Source organism: Falsigemmobacter intermedius (genome assembly GCF_004054105.1).
Lineage (GTDB): Bacteria > Pseudomonadota > Alphaproteobacteria > Rhodobacterales > Rhodobacteraceae > Wagnerdoeblera > Wagnerdoeblera intermedia.
The window spans coordinates 132,881-151,881 of the sequence record NZ_SBLC01000006.1; the positions used below are offsets into that span (position 1 = coordinate 132,881).

Annotated in this window: 27 protein-coding genes; 14 read left to right on the forward strand and 13 right to left on the reverse strand. The window is 61.7% G+C overall.

The genetic code is table 11. The features are described from left to right. Positions 1 to 102 precede the first annotated feature (102 nt). The 10 genes from yajC (at position 103) to EP867_RS06040 (ending at position 6,749) form a co-directional block, all read left to right on the forward strand. Positions 103 to 429: a preprotein translocase subunit YajC gene (gene yajC, locus EP867_RS05995; protein ID WP_128487292.1), complete on the forward strand. Its 327-nt coding sequence runs from the start codon at positions 103 to 105 to the stop codon at positions 427 to 429. Between the two features lie 133 nt (positions 430 to 562). Then, complete coding sequence (locus EP867_RS06000) at positions 563 to 1,330, forward strand: sulfite exporter TauE/SafE family protein (RefSeq protein WP_128487293.1); 768 nt, start codon at positions 563 to 565, stop codon at positions 1,328 to 1,330. 69 nt (positions 1,331 to 1,399) lie between these two features. Beyond that, positions 1,400 to 1,753: an Mth938-like domain-containing protein gene (locus EP867_RS06005; protein ID WP_128487294.1), complete on the forward strand. Its 354-nt coding sequence runs from the start codon at positions 1,400 to 1,402 to the stop codon at positions 1,751 to 1,753. Positions 1,754 to 1,760: 7 nt separating this feature from the next. Beyond that, the gene (gene ccmA / locus EP867_RS06010; protein WP_128487295.1) at positions 1,761 to 2,393 is read left to right on the forward strand and encodes a heme ABC exporter ATP-binding protein CcmA; all 633 of its coding nucleotides are present in this window, start codon (positions 1,761 to 1,763) and stop codon (positions 2,391 to 2,393) included. A gap of 43 nt (positions 2,394 to 2,436) precedes the next feature. Beyond that, on the forward strand, positions 2,437 to 3,093 hold the full coding sequence (gene ccmB, locus EP867_RS06015; protein ID WP_128487296.1) for a heme exporter protein CcmB: 657 nt from the start codon (positions 2,437 to 2,439) through the stop codon (positions 3,091 to 3,093). Between the two features lie 53 nt (positions 3,094 to 3,146). Further along, on the forward strand, positions 3,147 to 3,875 hold the full coding sequence (locus EP867_RS06020) for a heme ABC transporter permease (protein ID WP_128487297.1): 729 nt from the start codon (positions 3,147 to 3,149) through the stop codon (positions 3,873 to 3,875). Beyond that, positions 3,872 to 4,033, forward strand: coding sequence for a heme exporter protein CcmD (gene ccmD, locus EP867_RS06025; protein WP_174722306.1), 162 nt, complete (start codon positions 3,872 to 3,874; stop codon positions 4,031 to 4,033). Before EP867_RS06020 ends, ccmD begins: the two co-directional genes overlap by 4 nt. Beyond that, complete coding sequence (locus tag EP867_RS06030; protein ID WP_128487298.1) at positions 4,026 to 4,571, forward strand: DsbE family thiol:disulfide interchange protein; 546 nt, start codon at positions 4,026 to 4,028, stop codon at positions 4,569 to 4,571. The genes ccmD and EP867_RS06030 overlap by 8 nt, the downstream gene beginning before the upstream one ends. 103 nt (positions 4,572 to 4,674) lie before the next feature. Further along, a complete protein-coding gene (locus EP867_RS06035; RefSeq protein WP_128487299.1) occupies positions 4,675 to 5,613 on the forward strand; it encodes a DUF808 domain-containing protein in 939 nt (312 codons plus the stop codon). Between the two features lie 74 nt (positions 5,614 to 5,687). After that, entirely contained in the window at positions 5,688 to 6,749 is a 1,062-nt protein-coding gene (locus EP867_RS06040; protein WP_128487300.1) for a dipeptidase, read from the forward strand. 30 nt (positions 6,750 to 6,779) lie between these two features. Here EP867_RS06040 and EP867_RS06045 read toward each other — a convergent pair whose 3' ends face one another. The 3 genes from EP867_RS06045 to EP867_RS06055 all read right to left on the reverse strand — a co-directional run bounded on the left by EP867_RS06045 (position 6,780) and on the right by EP867_RS06055 (position 8,456). Next, the gene (locus tag EP867_RS06045; RefSeq protein ID WP_128487301.1) at positions 6,780 to 7,166 is read right to left on the reverse strand and encodes a hypothetical protein; all 387 of its coding nucleotides are present in this window, start codon (positions 7,164 to 7,166) and stop codon (positions 6,780 to 6,782) included. Positions 7,167 to 7,256: 90 nt separating this feature from the next. Further along, positions 7,257 to 7,712 (reverse strand): hypothetical protein, encoded by a 456-nt coding sequence (locus EP867_RS06050; RefSeq protein ID WP_128487302.1) that lies wholly within the window; start codon positions 7,710 to 7,712, stop codon positions 7,257 to 7,259. A 168-nt stretch (positions 7,713 to 7,880) separates the two neighbouring features. After that, positions 7,881 to 8,456: a YceI family protein gene (locus tag EP867_RS06055; RefSeq protein ID WP_128487303.1), complete on the reverse strand. Its 576-nt coding sequence runs from the start codon at positions 8,454 to 8,456 to the stop codon at positions 7,881 to 7,883. 285 nt (positions 8,457 to 8,741) lie between these two features. On the opposite strand from EP867_RS06055, the gene rpsF reads away from it, so the two are divergent. From rpsF to rplI, 3 genes are read left to right on the forward strand one after another with little or no spacing between them, the layout of a single operon-like run. Continuing rightward, positions 8,742 to 9,143 carry a 30S ribosomal protein S6 gene (gene rpsF / locus EP867_RS06060; RefSeq protein ID WP_128487304.1) on the forward strand — a complete coding sequence of 134 codons (402 nt, stop codon included), beginning with the start codon at positions 8,742 to 8,744 and terminating at the stop codon, positions 9,141 to 9,143. 17 nt (positions 9,144 to 9,160) lie between these two features. Further along, on the forward strand, positions 9,161 to 9,388 hold the full coding sequence (rpsR, locus tag EP867_RS06065) for a 30S ribosomal protein S18 (RefSeq protein WP_124964431.1): 228 nt from the start codon (positions 9,161 to 9,163) through the stop codon (positions 9,386 to 9,388). Positions 9,389 to 9,400: 12 nt separating this feature from the next. Next, positions 9,401 to 9,973, forward strand: a complete 573-nt coding sequence (rplI, locus tag EP867_RS06070) for a 50S ribosomal protein L9 (RefSeq protein ID WP_128487305.1) — start codon at positions 9,401 to 9,403, stop codon at positions 9,971 to 9,973. Positions 9,974 to 10,040: 67 nt separating this feature from the next. Here rplI and EP867_RS06075 read toward each other — a convergent pair whose 3' ends face one another. From EP867_RS06075 to EP867_RS06110, 8 genes are all read right to left on the reverse strand, one after another. Further along, positions 10,041 to 11,147: an EscU/YscU/HrcU family type III secretion system export apparatus switch protein gene (locus tag EP867_RS06075; protein WP_128487306.1), complete on the reverse strand. Its 1,107-nt coding sequence runs from the start codon at positions 11,145 to 11,147 to the stop codon at positions 10,041 to 10,043. Between the two features lie 7 nt (positions 11,148 to 11,154). After that, on the reverse strand, positions 11,155 to 11,907 hold the full coding sequence (locus tag EP867_RS06080) for a flagellar biosynthetic protein FliR (protein WP_128487307.1): 753 nt from the start codon (positions 11,905 to 11,907) through the stop codon (positions 11,155 to 11,157). Between the two features lie 3 nt (positions 11,908 to 11,910). Further along, the gene (flhA, locus tag EP867_RS06085) at positions 11,911 to 14,019 is read right to left on the reverse strand and encodes a flagellar biosynthesis protein FlhA (protein WP_128487308.1); all 2,109 of its coding nucleotides are present in this window, start codon (positions 14,017 to 14,019) and stop codon (positions 11,911 to 11,913) included. A gap of 2 nt (positions 14,020 to 14,021) precedes the next feature. After that, entirely contained in the window at positions 14,022 to 14,717 is a 696-nt protein-coding gene (locus EP867_RS06090; RefSeq protein WP_241656833.1) for a transglycosylase SLT domain-containing protein, read from the reverse strand. A 110-nt stretch (positions 14,718 to 14,827) separates the two neighbouring features. Continuing rightward, a complete protein-coding gene (locus EP867_RS06095; RefSeq protein ID WP_128487310.1) occupies positions 14,828 to 15,097 on the reverse strand; it encodes a flagellar biosynthetic protein FliQ in 270 nt (89 codons plus the stop codon). Continuing rightward, on the reverse strand, positions 15,097 to 15,420 hold the full coding sequence (locus EP867_RS06100; RefSeq protein WP_128487311.1) for a flagellar hook-basal body complex protein FliE: 324 nt from the start codon (positions 15,418 to 15,420) through the stop codon (positions 15,097 to 15,099). Before EP867_RS06100 ends, EP867_RS06095 begins: the two co-directional genes overlap by 1 nt. Before the next feature lie 4 nt (positions 15,421 to 15,424). Next, the gene (flgC, locus tag EP867_RS06105) at positions 15,425 to 15,838 is read right to left on the reverse strand and encodes a flagellar basal body rod protein FlgC (protein WP_128487312.1); all 414 of its coding nucleotides are present in this window, start codon (positions 15,836 to 15,838) and stop codon (positions 15,425 to 15,427) included. Then, on the reverse strand, positions 15,835 to 16,179 hold the full coding sequence (locus EP867_RS06110) for a flagellar basal body rod protein FlgB (protein ID WP_128487313.1): 345 nt from the start codon (positions 16,177 to 16,179) through the stop codon (positions 15,835 to 15,837). The genes flgC and EP867_RS06110 overlap by 4 nt, the downstream gene beginning before the upstream one ends. Before the next feature lie 125 nt (positions 16,180 to 16,304). On the opposite strand from EP867_RS06110, the gene EP867_RS06115 reads away from it, so the two are divergent. After that, a complete protein-coding gene (locus EP867_RS06115; protein WP_128487314.1) occupies positions 16,305 to 17,669 on the forward strand; it encodes a FliI/YscN family ATPase in 1,365 nt (454 codons plus the stop codon). Here the strand turns inward: EP867_RS06115 and EP867_RS06120 are convergent. Continuing rightward, positions 17,662 to 18,090, reverse strand: a complete 429-nt coding sequence (locus EP867_RS06120; protein ID WP_128487315.1) for a hypothetical protein — start codon at positions 18,088 to 18,090, stop codon at positions 17,662 to 17,664. The two genes, EP867_RS06115 and EP867_RS06120, sit on opposite strands and share 8 nt — an antisense overlap. Next, on the reverse strand, positions 18,087 to 18,947 hold the full coding sequence (gene motA, locus EP867_RS06125; protein WP_128487316.1) for a flagellar motor stator protein MotA: 861 nt from the start codon (positions 18,945 to 18,947) through the stop codon (positions 18,087 to 18,089). The genes EP867_RS06120 and motA overlap by 4 nt, the downstream gene beginning before the upstream one ends. Between the last annotated feature and the right edge of the window lie 54 nt (positions 18,948 to 19,001).

Consider the following 19,001-nt stretch of genomic DNA (forward strand, 5'->3'; position numbering starts at 1 on the left):
ACGCTTTCCGGCTGCAGTCCTGCTGTGGCGGAGTAAGATTTACGATCGGGCCTGCGGCCCGCCTCAGGCGGTGCCGCACAGCCCGCAGAAAGGACCGAACAGATGTTCGCAACTCCCGCATTCGCTCAGGCCGCCGGTGGTGGTGCAGCCAGCGCCGTGACCAGCTTCCTGCCGCTGATCCTGATCTTCGGGATCATGTATTTCCTGCTGATCCGTCCGCAGCAGAAGAAGATGAAAGAGCACCGCGCTATGGTTGAAGCGCTGCGCAAAGGCGACAGCGTTCTGACCCAGGGCGGCATCATCGGCAAAGTGACCCGCGTCAAAGAAGACGGCGAGATCGAAGTCGAAATCGCAGAAGGCGTGAAAGTCCGCGTTCTCAAAGCGACCATCGCTCAGGTGATCAACCGCACTGAGGCGGCTGCGGCCTGATCCGCCTGGCGCGTGAACTCTCCGGCGCAGCGGTCACAGCCGCTGCGCTTTTTTATATCCCCGTCCGGCCGCTCTTGCATTTCCGCCGCACCCGCTTCATCGATTTGAGCGACAGCGGCGACGGGACGGGTCCATGTTTGATATTTTCCTTTCTGATCTGGCGCTTGCCGCTGAGACGCCGGGTCTGTCCTGGCTGATTGCGGCGGCCTTTATGGCCGGGCTGACGCGGGGCTTTGCGGGCTTCGGCTCGGGCCTTGTTTTTATGCCTTTCGCGGGAGCCGTGCTGCCCCCTGCTCAGGCGGTGGCAGTGGTGGTGGTCATGGATCTGATCGGCTCGCTCGCCAATATTCCGGGGGCTGTGCGGCTTGCACGCTGGCAGGATCTGAAATGGCTGGGAATCGCGCTGATCCCCGGAGTGCTGGCCGGGCTGTGGCTGTTGTTCTGGATCGAGCCGCTGGTCTTTCGCTGGGGCGTGAGCCTTCTGGCTCTGAGCACCGTTGCGGCCCTCATCTGCGGCTGGCAGTGGCGCGGGCGGCGGGGCATTCCCGAGACCATGGGCGTGGGCTTTCTGGCCGGTATCTTTGGCGGGGCGACCGCACTGCCGGGGCCGCCGGTGATCCTGTTTTATCTCTCCAGCCAGCTTCCGGTTCAGGTGATGCGGGCTACGATGACGATTTTCATGGTCAGCGTGGATCTGCTGCTGGGCATTTCGCTTGGCCTCACGGGGCAGATCGGGTCAGGGCTTGTGGCCCTTGCAGTCATCCTGCTCGTCCCCTTCGGGCTTGGGAATGCGATTGGCTCATTTTTGTTCCGGCCCGAACGCGTTAAGATCTATAAAGTGGGATCGTGGCTTGTGATCGGAGCGTCAGCGCTTTATGGGCTGCCAATCTGGCAGGGCTGAGGCGATCTGCGGCTGTGCAGGCGTCACCGGAGCCGATTGGATGCTGTGGTTTACTGAAAAGGCGGGCGGATGAAACTCACGGAAGTGCAGTTCGGGGCGCTGAAACCCATCGACGGCTATGGTCCGGGCTTCTTCCGCGTCGGCGGTGAGGTATTTCAGGGCGCGGTTCTCGTCACCCCGGAGGGCACGAAGCCCTGGAGCGGCAGCGCCGATCCGGCAGAGCTTCTGGCGCTGCACGGCAGCGTCGATGTGATTTTCTACGGTGCCGGCGCCGATGTGGCCCATCCCCCCAAAGCCCTGCGTGAAGCCCTTGAGGCTGCAGGTATCGGTCTTGAGCCGATGAGCACCTCTGCGGCGGCGCGGGCTTATAACGTCTGCCTCTCGGAAGGCCGCCGGATCGCGGCTGCGCTTTTGCCGGTCTGAGGCGCGGATGCTCAGCCTTCGCAATTTCACGGTGGCCCGCGGCGGCATTGCGGTGCTCGAAGGCGTCAGCCTGACGCTGGGCGCCGGAGAGGCGCTTGTGCTGCGCGGACCGAACGGTCTTGGCAAAACCACGCTTCTGCGCACCATCGCCGGATTGCAGCCCGCCATGGCCGGAGAGATCGACGCCGATCCCGAGACCCTGGCCTATGCAAGCCATGCAGACGGGGTGAAGCCCACGCTGAGCGTGCTGGAGAACCTGCGGTTCTGGGCCTCTGTTTTCGGGCAGGGAGAGGAGGCGATCGCGGCAGCGCTCAGCGCGATGGATCTCGAAAAGCTCACCGATCGGCCGGCGCAGAACCTGTCTGCGGGGCAAAAGCGCCGCCTGGGTCTGGCGCGGCTTGCGGTGACGGGGCGGGCGGTCTGGCTGCTGGATGAGCCCACGGTTTCGCTCGACGCGGCGTCAGTGGGGCTTTTTGCCGCAATGGTAAAGCGTCACCTCGCCAGCGGCGGTGCGGCTGTGTTAGCGACACATATCGACCTGGGGCTTGAGACAGCGACAGTGCTGGATCTTAGCCCCTTTCGGGCCCGTCCACCCTCTGAGGGTGGCATGGGCGGCGCTTTCGACGAGGCTTTTCTGTGATCCTGTGCCGGTTCAAACCTGATCTTTCTTTACGGGAGCGCTCATGCTCGCATTGCTGATCCGTGATCTTCGCATCTCGGTTCGCGCGGGTGGTGGCTTTGGCCTCGGTCTCGGCTTTTTTCTGATTATCTGTGTACTTGTGCCGCTGGGTGTGGGTCCGGACCGTGAGGTTCTGGGTCCGGCCGCTCCGGGAATTCTGTGGGTTGGCGCTCTGCTCGCCTGTCTGCTGTCGCTCGACCGTATTTTCGCGCTGGACTATGAAGACGGCTCGCTGGACCTGCTGGCCACGGCGCCGCTGCCACTGGAGGCGGTGGTCTTCATCAAGGCGCTGGTGCACTGGCTCACCACGGGGCTGCCGCTGGTGCTGATCTCGCCGCTTCTTGGCATTCTGCTGCATCTGCCCGATGCGGCCCAGGGCTGGCTGATGCTGTCTTTGCTGTTGGGCACGCCGGCTTTGTCGGTGCTGGGGGCCTTTGGCGCCTCGCTGACGGTGGGGCTGCGACGCGGAGGGCTGTTGCTCTCGCTGCTGGTTCTGCCACTTTACATGCCGACACTTATCTTCGGTGCCGAGGTGATCCGCCGCGGTGCTCTGGGGATGGATGTTTCGACACCGCTGGCGCTGCTGGCAGGGATTTCACTGGGTTCGGTGGCACTTTTGCCTTTCGCCGCCGCTGCCGCTTTGCGCATCAACCTGCGCTGAGGGGTGGAGGGCAACCCATAAGACGCCGCGGCCTGCGGCGGGAAGGAGGGGGAATGTCACTTTGGGATTACGCGAACCCCCGGAAGTTTATGGAGACTTCCGCGAAGGTTCTGCCGCTGATCTGGGCGCTCGCGGGCATAAGTCTGACTGTGGGTCTGATCTGGGGCTTTTTCTTTACCCCCGACGACTACAAACAGGGCTCGACGGTCCGGATCATCTATCTGCATGTGCCCGCCGCGATGATGGCAATCAATGCCTGGGTGATGATGCTGGTCGCCTCGCTGATCTGGCTGATCCGGCGGCACCATGTTTCGGCCCTGGCCGCGCGGGCGGCTGCGCCTGCTGGGATGGTTTTCACGCTGATCGCTCTGGCGACCGGGGCTTTCTGGGGCCAGCCGATGTGGGGCACCTGGTGGGAATGGGACCCGCGGCTGACGGCTTTTCTGATCCTGTTTCTGTTCTACATAGGCTATATCGCCTTCTGGCAGGCCATTGAGGACCCGGACACCGCCGCAGATCTGACGGGCATTTTGTGCCTTGTCGGCTCAGTCTTTGCGGTTCTGTCGCGCTATGCGGTGAATTTCTGGAACCAGGGTCTGCACCAGGGCGCGTCGCTCAGCCTTGATAAGAAAGAAAACGTCTCGGATGTGTTCTGGTATCCGCTGCTGGTCTGCATCGCCGGTTTTGTGCTGCTCTTTGTGGCCCTGGTGCTCACGCGGACGCGCACTGAGATCCGTATGCGGCGCATCCGCGCCCTCGAAGCACGGGAGCGTCTGGTATGATGCCTGATCTTGGCAAATACGCCTTCGCCGTTCTGGCCTCTTATGGCTCGGGTCTCGGACTTCTGATCGCCCTGGTGGTTGCAACCGTGCTGCGTGGCCGTAAAGTGCGCCAGCGCCTTGAGGCGATTGAGAAACGACAGGGACGAACCAATGGCTAAGAAGTGGCTGATGTTTCTGCCGCCCGCTGTTTTTGGCGTGCTGGTGGGGGTTTTCGCAGCCGGAATGTACCGCGAGAACCCGGATGCGCTGCCTTCGGCGCTGATCGGCCGCGAAGTGCCGGGGTTTGAACTGGCGCAGATGGAAGGGGCACCGCTGCTGACGCCGGAGGCTCTGCGTGAGCCGGGGCTGAAGCTCGTGAACTTCTGGGCGAGCTGGTGCGCGCCTTGCCGGGTGGAGCATCCTTTCCTCATCGAGATGGCGAATGAGGGGATCAAAATTCACGGTGTGAATTACAAAGATCAGCCTCATCAGGCGCAGAGCTTCCTGAAAGAGCTTGGCAGCCCCTATACCACCATGGGCGCGGATGCGGCGGGCCGTATGGCGATCAACTGGGGCGTCTATGGCGTTCCGGAGACCTATCTGATCGACGGCGAGGGCCGCATCCTTCTGCGTCACGCCGGACCCATCACGCGCCAGGAATATGAGCGCGTGGTGCGTCCTGCGATCGATAAGGCGCTTGGTAAAAACGGCAGTTGAGGCTGAGGCTTCGGCGGAGCGGCAAAACTTTTTCAACCCGGTGGAGCGCGACCCGTTCAGCCGGGTTATATCTTTCGGGATCACAGCAGGGCGGATGGCGGCGATGAGCGGATTACTGGCGCTTCTTGATGATGTGGCGGCGATTGCCAAAGTGGCAGCGGCCTCCGTGGACGATATTGCGGCAGCGGCCGGTAAGGCGGGCAGCAAGGCTGCGGGGATCATCATCGACGATGCGGCGGTAACTCCGAAATATGTCGCAGGCATTCCGGCGGCGCGGGAACTGCCGATGATCTGGCGCATCGCTCTGGGATCGATCCGCAATAAGCTGGTCTTCCTGCTGCCTGCGCTGATGCTGCTGAATTACTTTTTTCCCATCGCGATTACGGTGCTTTTGCTGATGGGCGGTGCCTATCTCTGCTTTGAAGGGGCAGAGAAGGTCGTTCACTGGGTGATGCCGCATCAGACCGATGCCGCCGCCGCCCATGAGGCCAAAGATCCGGAACGCCTTGAAGAAGAGCGTGTCGCCGGGGCGATTAAAACCGATTTCATCCTCTCGGCTGAGATCATGACCATCTCACTGGCGCAGATCCCGGAATTCCCGGTCTGGATGGAAATCATTGCGCTTGCGGTCGTGGCCTTAGCGGTGACGGCGGTGGTTTACGGTGCAGTGGCGCTGATCGTGAAGATGGATGATGCCGGCGTCTATATCGCGGCCCACGGGCGGCTGGCTGCAACCCGCAGCTTCGGGCGGATGCTGGTGAAGGGGATGCCGGTTGTGATGACCGCGCTGTCGATCATCGGCACGTTTGCGATGCTCTGGGTGGGGGGCTCGATCATTACGCACAGCCTGCACCAACTCGGCTGGCATCTGCCCTATGAGGCGATCGAGAGCTTTGCCGCCGGCTATTCGGCCCCGGGCAGCTTTCTGCGCTGGCTCATCGTGGCAGCGCTGGACGGGGTGATTGGTCTGGTGCTCGGTCTGCTCCTTATACCTGTGGTTGAAAAGCTTCTGAAGCCGCTCTTTGGCAGCAAGGCGCATTAAAGCCGTCGTTTCGCCCTTGAAGCCCGCCCGTCATCCCGACAGACTGCCCGCGACTGAGAGTGGGAGCTTCTTGAATGGTCTGGAACGTTTTTGATGGCCACAATGATCTGCTGCTGCGTCTGGCCCAGGCACCGGGGCGGCGCGCTGAGATCTGGCTGACCGGAGAGGGCCGCGGGCATCTGGATCTTCCGCGGATGATTGAAGGTGGCTTCGTCGCCGGTTTCTTTGCGATCTATATCCCCTCGCCGGTGCCTCATGACTCGCCGGATTTTGATGCCGTTATGGCCAACCCGCCCTATAGCCTGCCGCTGCCGGATCTGATCGGCGCCCAGGCGGCGCAGCCGCTGGCGCTTTCCATGGCGGGGCATCTTCTGTGGATGGAGCGGGCCTCTGAGGGCCGTTTCAAGGTGGTGCGCAGCCGGACAGAGTTGAAAGACTGCTTGGCCTCGGGTGTCATCGCCGGGATCATGCACATGGAAGGGGCTGAGGCGATTGATGAAAGCCTCGATGCGCTGCACTGCTTCCACGCGCTTGGCCTGCGCAGCCTGGGTCCGGTCTGGTCGCGACCGACGATCTTTGGCCATGGCGTGCCCTTTGCTTACCCCGGCAATCCTGACACCGGGCCGGGCCTGACCGATGCCGGAAAGCGCCTTGTCAAAGAGTGCAATAGCCTTGGGATTATGATCGATCTGAGCCATCTTAACGAGAAGGGCTTTGATGATGTGGCCCGGCTCTCGGATGCGCCGCTGGTGGCAACCCATTCCAACGCCTGGGCCGTTACGCAATCGACACGCAACCTGACCGACCGGCAGCTCGCGGTGATCCGCGAGAGCAGAGGCATGGTCGGTCTGAACTTCGCCACCGTCTTCCTGCGCGAGGACGGGCTGCAGGGCGGGGACATCAGTCTTGATGTCATGCTGCGCCATCTCGACCATCTGATCACCCATCTCGGCGAAGATCATGTGGGGCTGGGCTCAGACTTTGACGGTGCGGGGATTCCGGACCCGATCAAGGACGTGGCGGGTCTGCCGCGGCTGACTGGGGCGATGGAGAAGCACGGCTATAACGCAGCGCTGATGAAAAAGCTGACCTGCGACAACTGGGTGTCGCTGCTCGACCGCACCTGGAAAGACTGACCCAAAGTGGCCGTCCCCTCGGGGGCGGCGTCAGGCCATCCTGTGCAGCAGGATGATGACCCCGAAAATGGCGCCCGCCAGGGCGATGGCCAACAGCATCGCCAGCAGCAGTCCGCTCGCGCCAAGACCGAGGATCCACAGGAGGAGAGAGACCTCTTCTCCGCCGAAGAGCCGGGTCATAAAGATCCAGCTGGTGATCACGAGGCCGGGCAGAAACAGCAAAATGGCCGCCCCGCGCAAAAAAGCCGTGAGAGCGTCTGAAAACCGTCCAACGGCCAGAACGGCGCGGTGTTCCCTCAGCTCACGCGGGAAAATCGGCACACCAAGGCGCAGTTTCAGCAGCGTCTGTCCGGCAAGGCTGCGCAACCCCTGAAACGGACCTGTTTTCTGCGGCCCCAGCAGACGCTGCGCCGTCATGGCCCTACCCCGGGAAATGCTGTGTTTTTTTCGGGTCATCTCAGGGTCATATCGCAGCAAAAAGGGCAGGGCGTCCGTCTGTGGCGGGCGTCACTTCATCCGCAGCCAGGTGATCAGCATGATAAAGAGATAAATCGGAGTCGCGAGGACCTGAAGGATAAGTTCCAACGTAGGTTTGGTGATGTCCTTCCAGTACTCAACGAGACCGCGGACCAGCCCTGGCAGTTCAAAGATCACAGGCGCGAGCGAAATCCAGAGCCAGAGAGGCACCGGCCGCCCGGTCCAGAGAAACCAGCCGATCACCGCCACGATGACGAAAAGAAGCCGCGGTACGAAAAACCGATAAATTTCACAGAGCCGCGCTGCAAACCAGGCCGGCGACGGCAGCCGTCCGCCAAAGAGCGGCAGGTTCCAGCGAAAGCGCCATTGGGTATATTCCTGCTTTTTGCGCCAGTCGGTGCCGTAAACATGCGGCTCAAGCTTTTCGAGCTGCTTCAGACCGGCGCGGCGGCCCTTAGGCTTTTTATCGGAAGGAAGCTTTGCCACGCCTGTAACCCGCTGAAGAGGCGGGCAGACGCGCCCGCAATGCAATCCTAAGATGCGGCGGGGCCTTTGTGCAATCCCCGCAGTCAGGGCTGACTCCAGGACATGAAAAAAGCCGCCGGATGACCGGCGGCTTTCTCTGGACAGATTTTTCCGGGCAGGGCCGGGAAATCACTCAGCCTTCAGGGCTTCGATCTCGATCAGGATTTTCACTTCATCGCCCACAACCGGAGCAAAAGCGCCGAGGTTGAAGTCCGAGCGCAGGAAGCTTGCGGTCGCCGAGAAGCCGAGAGCGGGCTTTTTCATCATCGGGTGATCGGCCGACTGGTTCATCACGGTGTCCAGAACGACCGGTTTGGTTACGCCGTTCAGGGTCAGATCACCGGTGATCTTAGCGGTCTTCTCGCCGGTCACTTCGATCGAAGTGGAGACAAATTTCGCCACCGGATTTGCTTCAGCATTGAAGAAATCTGCGGTCAGGAAGTGCTTGTCACGCTCCGGCCAGCCGGTTGCCAGCGAGGTGATGGCAAATTCAGTCTCAACTTTCGAAGCGGCCGGGTTTTCAGCGTCGAAGCTGATTTTGCCTTCAAAGCCACCGAACATCCCATAGGTGTTCGAGAAGCCCATGTGGTTGTAAGAATAGAGAATCTGGGTGTGGCTTGCATCAAATACATAGTCCACCGGCGCTGCAAAAGCGGGAGCTGCCATCAGCGAAGCGGCCAGTGCGAAAGGGGTCAGACGGATCATAGCTTACTCCTGAGGGTCGGGACAAACCCGATACCGGACGTTCATGTACCGGCTCGTTTATAATGCCAATTCCGATCTGACGAACAGTTAACGTGCGCAGTTGAACACATTGATGTGTCTCAGCCTCCCGCAACGGCAAACCCGTATCTTCCCTTGCATCCGCGATCTGCCCGTGTATAAAGCCCCATCCTTCCGCGTCTGTTTTTCACCGGCGCATACCCTCATGGACGGGGTGCGGAAGGTTAGTCTCCGTCCTACGAAATGCGCTCTGACATCGGAGTTTACATGCCGCTTTACGAGCATGTCCTCATTGCGCGTCAGGATCTTTCCACCGCGCAGGCCGAAGGCCTCATCGAGCATTTCACCGCAGTAATCTCGGACAACGGCGGCAAAGTCGTTGCTTCGGAATACTGGGGCGTCAAAACGATGGCCTATAAGATCAACAAAAACCGCAAAGGCCACTACGCCTTCCTGCGCACCGATGCTCCGGCAGCGGCTGTTCAGGAGATGGAGCGTCTGGCCCGTCTTCACGACGACATGATGCGCGTTCTGTCGATCAAAGTTGAAAAGCACGAAGACGGCCCGTCCGTTCAAATGCAAAAACGCGACGAGCGTGGCGACCGTGATGGCGCACCGCGCGGCGACCGTGGTGACCGTGGCGGTTTCGACCGTCGCGAGCGTCGTTGATAGGGGAGCACTGACCAATGGCTAGCAAACCCTTCTTCCGCCGTCGTAAAGTCTGCCCGTTCTCCGGTGAGAACGCTCCGGCGATCGACTACAAAGACGTGAAACTCCTGCAGCGCTACATCTCTGAGCGCGGCAAGATCGTTCCGGCCCGCATCACCGCTGTTTCGGCAAAGAAACAACGCGAACTGGCACGTGCTATCAAGCGCGCCCGTTTCGTTGCTCTGCTGCCCTACGCTGTGAAATAAGGAGACACTTCGATGCAAGTTATCCTTCTTGAGCGCGTCGCAAAACTCGGCCAGATGGGCGATGTCGTCAACGTAAAGCAGGGTTACGCACGTAACTTCCTGCTGCCGCAGGGCAAAGCCCTCCGTGCGTCGGAAGCGAACATCAAATCCTTCGAAGCCCGCAAAGCGCAGCTCGAAGCCCAGAACCTCGAGACCAAAGCAGAAGCAGCCGCTGTTGCTGAAAAGCTCGACGGTCAGGTCTTCGTGGTCATACGTACCGCTTCGGACGCAGGTTCGCTCTACGGTTCGGTCACCGCACGTGACGCAGCTGAAGCGGCTACCGCTGAAGGCTTCACCGTTGCACGCGGCCAGATCGTTCTGGACGCTCCGATCAAGACCCTCGGTCTGCATGGCATGACCGTTGTTCTGCACCCGGAAGTCTCGGCACGTATCTCGGTGAACGTGGCCCGTTCGGCTGAAGAAGCTGAACTCCAGGCTTCGGGCAAATCGGTTCAGGAACTGGCTGCAGAAGCGGAAGCTGCTGCAGATCTGGAAATCCAGAACCTGTTTGACGATCTCGGCGGCGCTGCCGGCGACGACGAATAATCAGATCTCCTTCGGGAGCTTTGAGGAAACCCCCGCAGCTTCCGGCTGCGGGGGTTTTTCGTTTGGCTCAGCTGGTGACGTGGTGGCTGCCCTCAGGCAGTTTCCGGTGAATGCGCCGGCGCAGATCCAGCACATAGCCCACCAGTTCCGCCACGGCCGCCCAATGTTCTTCCGGGATCAGAGCATCCTCCTCCGTTCCGGCATAAAGCGCCCGCGCAAGTGGCGGGCTTTCGATCACAGCCACATCATGATCGAGAGCGATATCCCGGATCCGCAGCGCCTGAAGATCCGTGCCTTTCGCGATGCAGACCGGAGCGGCATCCACCCCGCGTTCATAGCGCAGCGCGACCGCGAAATGGGTCGGGTTTGTGATGACCAGTGTCGCCTCAGGCACGGTCTGCATATGAGGGCGGCGCAGGGCGCGGCGGCGCAGCTCCTGGCGTTTGGCGCGGATGTGGGGATCGCCTTCGGTGTCCTTCATCTCATCCTTCTGGTCCTGTTTGGACATCTTCTGCTTTTTCATCCACTGAAACCGCTTCCAGAAGATATCGAAGGCAACGAAGGGGATCAGGATCAGCGCTGCCGTCATCAACAGCTTCACCGATGTCTCACCCAAAAGCGGGATCACCCCCTGAGGGGACAGAATGACCCCCGGAAGAAGACTGTCGATCACGGTCTTCAGCGCCATGAATGAGGCTGCGCCCAGGAGCGTCACCCGCAGAATGTTTTTGGTGAACTCGGTCAGGTTCTCCACAGAGAACATCCGCTTCAGCCCGGCGCCCGGATTGAATTTCGACAGCTTTGGTTTCAGACGCGCGGTGCTTACCAGAAACGGCCCGCTCAGCAGCATCGAGACCAGCGCGAAAACAAAGAGAACGCCCAGAGCCGGCAGCACAAAGCCCGCGATCAGGGCTGAAAAATCTGACATCACCTCCAGCAGATCCTCAGGCGTGTCCAGCTGCACGCGGGGGGCCCCTGCAAAGATATCTGCCAGCGAGAGCACCAGCGGGGGTCCGTAAAGCGGGATGACCAGAAGGCACAGCACCAGAAGCCCGAGATAGGCCATCAGATGGCCCGCCTCTTTGGAGGACCAGGTATCGCCCTTTTGCTTCGCCTGACTGATCTTTCGTTCAGAGGCTTCTTCTGTTTTGGACTCCTGGTCTTCGGTACTCATGGCGGCCTCAGGGCATAAGGGTCAGGAAGAAAGCGGCATAAAGATCGGCAAAATGGCGCAGGATCGCCTCGGCGCTCATCCACAAGAGCCAGAGGCCGAGGAAAATGGTGGCGGGTCCGGCGACGAAAAACACGGGCAGCGCAGGCATCACCCGGTTCGCCACGCCAAGGCCCAGGTTGTAGATCACGCCAAAGACAAAAAAGGGCGCGCCCAGAAGGACGGCGGTGCCCAGGCTTTTTACGGCCAGCTGCACAATCTGCCCCGTCAGATCGCCGAGCGGCAGCCAGGCCGGCGAGAGCAGCTCATAGCTGTAGATCAGCCCGCGCAGCATCAGATGATGGCTGTCGGTCAGAAAGATCAGCGCGCCCGCCGCGATCATCAGAAACTGCGAGATCGCAGAGGCGCCCTCATAATGGGTATTGCCCGCAGCCAGAGCGCTGGAAAGCGAGGTCACAAAGGAGATGATCGCGCCCAGCGAATGCAGCGCGGCAAAAAGGATCCGCGCGCCTGCGCCGATATAAAGCCCGATCAGCGCCTCCCGCGCGATCAGTGCCGTCAGAAGCACCGGGCGATCGGGCAGGACCACCGGCACAACCGGCAGCAGGACCAGCGAAAAGATCACCCCCAAAGCCAGTCGCAGACGGCCAGGGACCTGGACATCCCCGAAGCCTGGCAGAAACATCAGGGCGGTGCCCACACGGGCAAAAACCACTAGCGCCCCGGTGATCTGTGCGGCCGTCCAGGCGCTGATCGGATCCACGCGTCAGGCTCCGATCGTGGCCACAGTGCGCAGGCGGGCTTTGCGGTGGATCTCATTATGCGAGATCACCTGGGTCATGGGCGAGACCCGCTCGATCATAGAGCGCACGATGGGACGCACTTCGGGAGAGACCAGCAGCGCAGGCCATTCGTCATTTTGCGCAAATTTCGCCAGTTCTGCCCGGGCGGCGGTGACAAAATCCTGTACCCGCGCGGGCGACATCAGGAAACTCACCTCATCGCCCTGAACACGGGCCGACTGGGCAAATTCCCCCTCCCACTGACCGCCGAGCGCGACGATGCGGACATAGCCGTTCTCATCTTCCAGGGTTTTGCAGATCTGCGACGAGAGCCTTTTGCGGACATGCTCGGTAATGAAGGTCAGGTTTTTCGAGGCGGCGCCCGCTTCGGCCAGGGCCTCGGCGATCAGCGGCAGATTGCGGATCGAGACCCGCTCACCCAGCAGATTCTGCAGGACATTCTGCGTCAGAATAACCGGTGAGGGGTTGGGGATGTCGTTGATCAGCTTTTGATATTCACGATCGAGCCCTTTAATCAGCTCCTGCGTGGCGCCATAGGTCAGCATCTCGGGCAGATGTTCGCGGATCACTTCCGTCATATGGGTGATGACGACAGATTCGCCGTCCACCACGGTCAGACCCCGGGCCTCCGCACGCGGCACCAGTGAGGGGTCGATCCAAAAGGCGTTCAGATTAAAGGTCGGCTCTTTGACCCGCTCTCCGGCGATGTCCTGGGCTTCATTGGCCGGATCGATCACCAGACGGCTCGCGGGGCGCAGCTCACCCCTTGCGGCCTCGACCCCCTGCACGATGATGGCATAGCTCATGGCGGACAGGGCGGCATTGTCTTTGATCCGCACCGGCGGCAGCAGAAAGCCGTAGTCTGACGCAAAGAGGTTGCGCAAAGACTTCACCTTGCCCGGCAATGCCGCATCCGGCGAGCCGATGAGCGGGATCAGGGCCGCGCCCAGTTCCAGCCGCAGGGTGTCAATTTTCAAAAGATCCGCAGGCTCTTCGGGCGGGGTTTTGCCAGCCCGGGCCTCAGCCAGCTCGCGGGTGGCAGCGTCTTCGCGGGCCTTTTCGGCCGCCCGGCTGACCGCCCAGCCCAGGGCTGCAAGCCCCGCTGCAAGCAGGGTGAAGATAAAGAGCGGAAAGCCCGGCAGAAGCCCCAGACAAAAGACAATTGCCGCCGCCATATAAAGCGCGCGCGGCGAGCCGCCGAGCTGGCTGATCACCGCCTCGTTGGCCGCGCCCTCGGTGCCGCCTTTGGTCACGATCATGCCGGCTGCGAGTGAGACGATCAGCGCCGGGATCTGGCTGACCAGACCATCGCCGATGGTCAGAACGGTGTAGTTCTGCAGGGCGGCCATGACCGGCATATCGTGGCGCAGCATGCCGATCAGCAGCCCGCCCACGATATTGATCACCGTAATGATGATCGAGGCGACGGCATCGCCGCGCACGAATTTTGCCGCACCATCCATGGCGCCGAAGAAACCGCTCTCCTGCTCAACCTCACGGCGGCGGCGGCGGGCCTCGGCTTCATCAATGGCACCTGCGCCCAGATCGGCGTCGATGGCCATCTGCTTTCCCGGCATCGCATCGAGCGAGAAGCGGGCCGAGACCTCAGCAATCCGGGTCGAGCCTTTGGTAATGACGATGAAGTTCACGGTCACCAGAATGACGAAGATCACCGTGCCGATGATAAAATCACCGCCGACGACAAAATAGGCGATCCCCTCAATCACGCCGCCTGCCGCATCGGTGCCGGTGTGGCCCTGAGAGAGAACGAGGCGCGATGAAGCGATTGAGAGCGCCAGCCGCATCATGGTCACAACCAGCAGCAGGGTCGGAAAAGAGTTGAACTCCAGCGGCTTGCGCACCCAGAGAGCCACCATCAGCACCAGAACCGATACCGCAAAAGACAGCGCAAGCCCGAAGTCGAGCAGCAGCGGTGGCAGCGGAACAAAGAGCACGCCGAGAATCGCCATAACCCCGATGGCAAAACCGATATCCCGGTTGTCGCCCAGACCGTTAAACCAGTTCAGGACGGGCAGGGCGGGCCCGGGCGTTTTGGGGGCGGGGCGTTTCATGCTCAGCTCTCCGGCGGCAAAAAGGCGGGCAGGACGGGCTCCAGATCGAGGGCCGAGTAAAGCGTGCGGCGCGAACCTTCCTCTCCGGCGATCTCTGCCCCCCAGATGGCGCCTTCGGTGTGCCAGCTTGCCGGGGCGCGGCCAGGCGGCGAAGTCTGAGGCATCTCTCCGGCGGCGGCGAAGGCTCTGGCGCGAAACTCTGCGAGCCTTGCGCCCGCGACGGCCTGGTTGCGCGCCAGCGAGGTCAGATAGACCTGCTGCGGCGCAGGCGAATGAGAGTGATAGCGCCCGGCGGCCAGCTGCCAGTCACCGGCCTCATCGTAAAGGCTGCGCAGAAAACGGGCGGCGTAGCTGACGTTCACAACAGGATCAAACCCCTCGGCCAGGCTCAGGAAGGCCTCGGGGTGCCAGCGCAGATTGATCTGCAGACAGCCCACATCGATCGAGCGGACCCCCTCGTCCTGGCGCTGGCGCACGAAAGCCATGGCGGCTTCGCGGGTCTCAAACCGGCGGCCCTCGCCTGCGGCATTCACGCTCCAGGGCCAGACGGTCAGACCGCCCGGCGCCTTATAGCCCGCCTCCTGCAACCCAAGGGCCAGCAGGAGGTTGTTCGGGATCTGATAGGTCTGTTCCGCCTCAAGAATGGCTGCGAGGCACAGCCCGCCGGGATCGCCCTCCGAAAGCGGTGCGTAGTCCATCGGCGCTTCCGGGGAAGGCGGCGGTTCTGCGGGAGCATTCAGCCAGCCCCAGGACAGGGCAGGACCGGAAAAACAAAGCAAAGCCACAGACGCTGAGAGGAGATGACGCCTCACAGCGCCCCCGAGACAATCAGGTCAAAGGCCCGGTCTGAGACGGTTTTCAGCGTCACAAAGATGAAGGGCAGCGCGAGACCAAGAACGATGAAAATCGCAAAGATCTTCGGAACAAAAGTCAGCGTCATTTCCTGGACCTGGGTCAGGGCCTGAAACAGCGCGATCGCAAGACCGACGACCAGAGCGGCCAGCAACACAGGCGCGGAGGCGATCAGGATCGCCCGCAGCGTCAGCTGGATCATCTGATGAACATCGGCCTGCTCCATCACACGCTCATCCGCATGATTTCCTGATAGGCCTCGACCACGCGGTCGCGCAGTGCGACGGTGGTTTTTACCGCCGATTCCATGGCGAGGGTGGCCTCGACCACTTTCTGAACCGGCATCTGACCGCGCAGGCCTGCGATGGCGGCGGCTTCGCCCGCGCGGATCGTCTGAACCTGGGCGCGGGTGGTTTCGCCGAGAAGATCGGCAAAACTCGGGCGCGGGACCTCGGGCGTCAGCTGAAGGGCCGGCGCTTCGGCCACCGTCAGGCGGCGGGCAGACTGATAGGCACGCGAGGCCCCAAGCGGCGTGAGAGTGGTCTCCATCGGCTCAGCTCAGCAGATCAAGGAGCTGGCTGCGCATCCGCCGCCCGCTGTCATACATGTTAAGGTTCGCCTCATAACTTCTTGAAGCTTCGCGCATATTCGCCATTTCGATCAGCGGCTCGACATTGGCGCGCTTGACCATGCCCGCCGCGTCCGCCGCCGGATGCGACGGATCATGCACCAGCGGGAACGGCGAGGGATCTTCTGAAATACGGCCCGGTCCAAGCATCTCGGCACCGGTGGCGGGATCGAGCATCCGTTCAAAGCTGACCTCGCGGCGGCGATAGGGATCGCCCCCCGCGATGGTTGAGGTGCTTTGCGCATTGGCGATGTTCTCAGCCGTGATGCGCAGCCGCTCGGATTGCGCACGAAGACCGGAGGCGGCGGCGGCACCGATGGCGCGAAGCGGATCGCTCATTTGCCCACCGCCAGCGAAATCAGATCATGGCCCCGACGGTAAAGCCGCGCGGCAAGGCGGTGGCTTTCCTCGGTCTCAGAGGCCAGAAGGGATTGTTCCTCCAGAACGACACGATTGCCGTCAGCCGAGACATCCCAGGGACTCGCGGCCTCACGGCTCTCGGCCACACCGGTGGCGAGGAAGTCCTCAAAAGAGGTCAGATCGCGGGCGCGGTATCCGGGGGTATCAGCATTGGCAATATTGGCTGCAAGCACCTTCTGGCGCTCGGCAAGCCAGTCCATCCGCTCTGAAGCGAGGCGGAAGAAAGAAGGGCTTACAGCGGTATCCGGTCGGATGGTCATGTAGATTATCCTTGCAATCCTTGAATCTATATACGCACTATTCATGAAGTCACAAGTGTTAACCCTGCGTTTAATCCTGCCCTGCCGGCCCCGGATCTTCCGCGCAGGATCCCCCGGAGAACCCCATGCCGTTCGACGCCCGCGCTGAGCGCACATCCCTGAGCCGCCTTGAGACGCTGCTGCGACAGCGTCCCGATGACAGGATCAGCGGCAGGGTGCTGCAGATCTCGGGCATGGAACTTCGGGCAGAGGGGCTGCGCTACGCCGCAAGAATCGGTGATCACGTCGAGGTTGCGGGACGGGTGCGCGGTGAAGTCGTCGGCCTGCGGCCTGAAGGCGTGCAGATTCTGCCCTTCGGCTCCTGGGAGGGCATCGCCGCCGGGGACCGGGTTGAACTGATGGCGGGCGGGCAGCAGATCTATCCCGACGACAGCTGGCTGGGCCGGGTGATTGACCCTTTCGGAGCAGCCCTCGACGGACAGCCTCTGGCGGGCGGGGCGACACCGCGCGACATCCGAAGCCCGGCGCCCGCGGCTTTCAGCCGACGCCGCACCGGGGCGAAACTTGAAACCGGCGTCAAAGCCCTTGATATTTTTGCGCCACTTTGCCGCGGGCAACGGATCGGCATTTTTGCCGGCTCAGGCGTGGGTAAATCCACGCTGATGGCCATGCTGGCGCGTCAGACGGATGCCGAAGTGATTGTCATGGGGCTGGTGGGCGAGCGTGGCCGTGAGGTTCAGGACTTTATTGAACGCGACCTTGGCCCTGAGGGGATGGCGCGCAGCTGTCTGATTGTGGCCACCTCGGATCTGCCGCCCCTGGCCCGCCGCCAGGCAGCCTGGACGGCGACCACCGTGGCTGAGCATTTCCGCGACCAGGGCAAACAGGTGCTTCTGATGCTCGACAGCGTTACGCGCTTTGCCATGGCCCAGCGTGAAATCGGCCTCTCTGCCGGCGAGCCTCCGGCCTCTCGTGGCTATACGCCGACGGTCTTTGCAGAACTGCCGAAACTTCTGGAGCGATCCGGCCCCGGACAGGCCGGGCAGGGTGACATCAGCGCGATCTATACCGTGCTCGTCGATGGTGATGACATGAATGATCCGGTCGCGGATGCGGTGCGCGGTATTCTTGACGGCCATATTATCCTTGACCGCCGCATTGCCGAGGGCGGTCGCTATCCGGCGGTGCATATCCTGAAATCGGTCTCGCGGATGCTGCCGCAGTGCCATACGCCCATCGAGCAGGAGATCATGCGGATCGCGCGGCGGGCGCTGGCGCGCTATGCCGATGTCGAAGATCTGGCGCGGATCGGGGCCTACCGGCCCGGGACCGACCGCGAGACCGACAGCGCCATTGCTTTTGCCTCAGAGGCCGAAGCCTTCCTGATGCAGGGCCGAAATGAGGCGCTGAGCTCCGCCGAAGGCTTTGCAGCCCTTTACGGGCTGCTGACTGCGGCGGGCTATCAGATCGATCTCAAAGCCTTCAGCTGACCGCCTGACGCGCAAATCGGGCCGTCGTCAGATCTGAAAGCGCGGCCTCTTCCCGGGCCAGCCGCTCGCAGCGCTGAGCGCTGCGAATGTCGTCTCCAAGCCGTTCATAGGTTTTGCCACGGGTGAAACTGGCCATGACCGTGTCGCGCAGCGCGTCGATCCGGCCCGTCATTTCACGGGTCACCTGGCGCTGGCGGTCCTGCTCGCGGCGCAACTCTGCCAGAAAGCGTCCGATATAGGGCAGCGATTCCGTCATGACGGAGCGCGCCTCAAGGCCCGCGCGGGTGTCGAGGGCGGCAATCTCGCCCTCCGCCCGGGCGCGGCGGCCCTGCGCATCGTTCAGATCGCGCGACAGCCGCTCAAGGTCCTGATTTTCAATCCGCTGCATCAGTTGCAGCGCCTGCAGACGACGATTCATCATACCACCGACCTCTGGGCCTGTTCGACCTCTTCAAAACTGGGCTGAATAAATTTCGGAAGGTTGCCGCGGGCGACCTCGGAGCAGATATTGGGCGGATTTCCCTTGACCGTGCAGGCAATCATGTCGCGGATCGCCTTCATCAGATGGGCATCCTGCTCTTCGATCTGGTTCAGACGCGAGGCGACGGGCTGCACCATGCAATAGGCCATGAAAACCCCGAGGAAGGTGCCGACCAGCGCACCGGCGATCATGGCGCCAAGGATCTCCGGCGGCTCATCCACAGAGGCCATGGTCTTAATGACCCCGAGAACCGCCGCCACGATCCCGATTGCCGGAAGCCCGTCCGAGCCTGAGAGCAGCGCCGAAGCCGGGGCCGCCACTTCGGCCTCGTAGATCTCGATGCGGCGATTGAGCACATCTTCAACCTGGTAGGGGTCGTCGAACTGCATGGAGATCATGCGGAAGCTGTCGATGATCAGATCGCGGGCCGGGCGAAACGCAAGGATACGCGGATAGCGTGCAAAGATATCGCTGCTCTCAGGGCGCTCAATATGGGGTTCGACCGCAAGGATACCCCGGTTGCGGTAAAGCCGCGTCAGTTCATAGAGCAGCTTCAGAAGATCGGCATAATCCGTCTTTGTCCAGCGCGGCCCCCGCAGCGCACGCATCACGCCGTGCCAGCATTCGAACATCATCGGCACGGAGTTGGAGATCACAAAGGCGCCAAGCGCCGCACCGCCAACCATCATACCCTCAAAGGGGAGGGCATGCAGCAGGATATCCATCTTGCCGCCCGACAGCATATAGCCCCCGAAGACAAGCCCGATTACCAGCATTGTCCCGATTATCACCGTCATGCGCTGCTCCCGTTTCGCTGATGCATGACCATGACAAGTATATCGTTATTTATT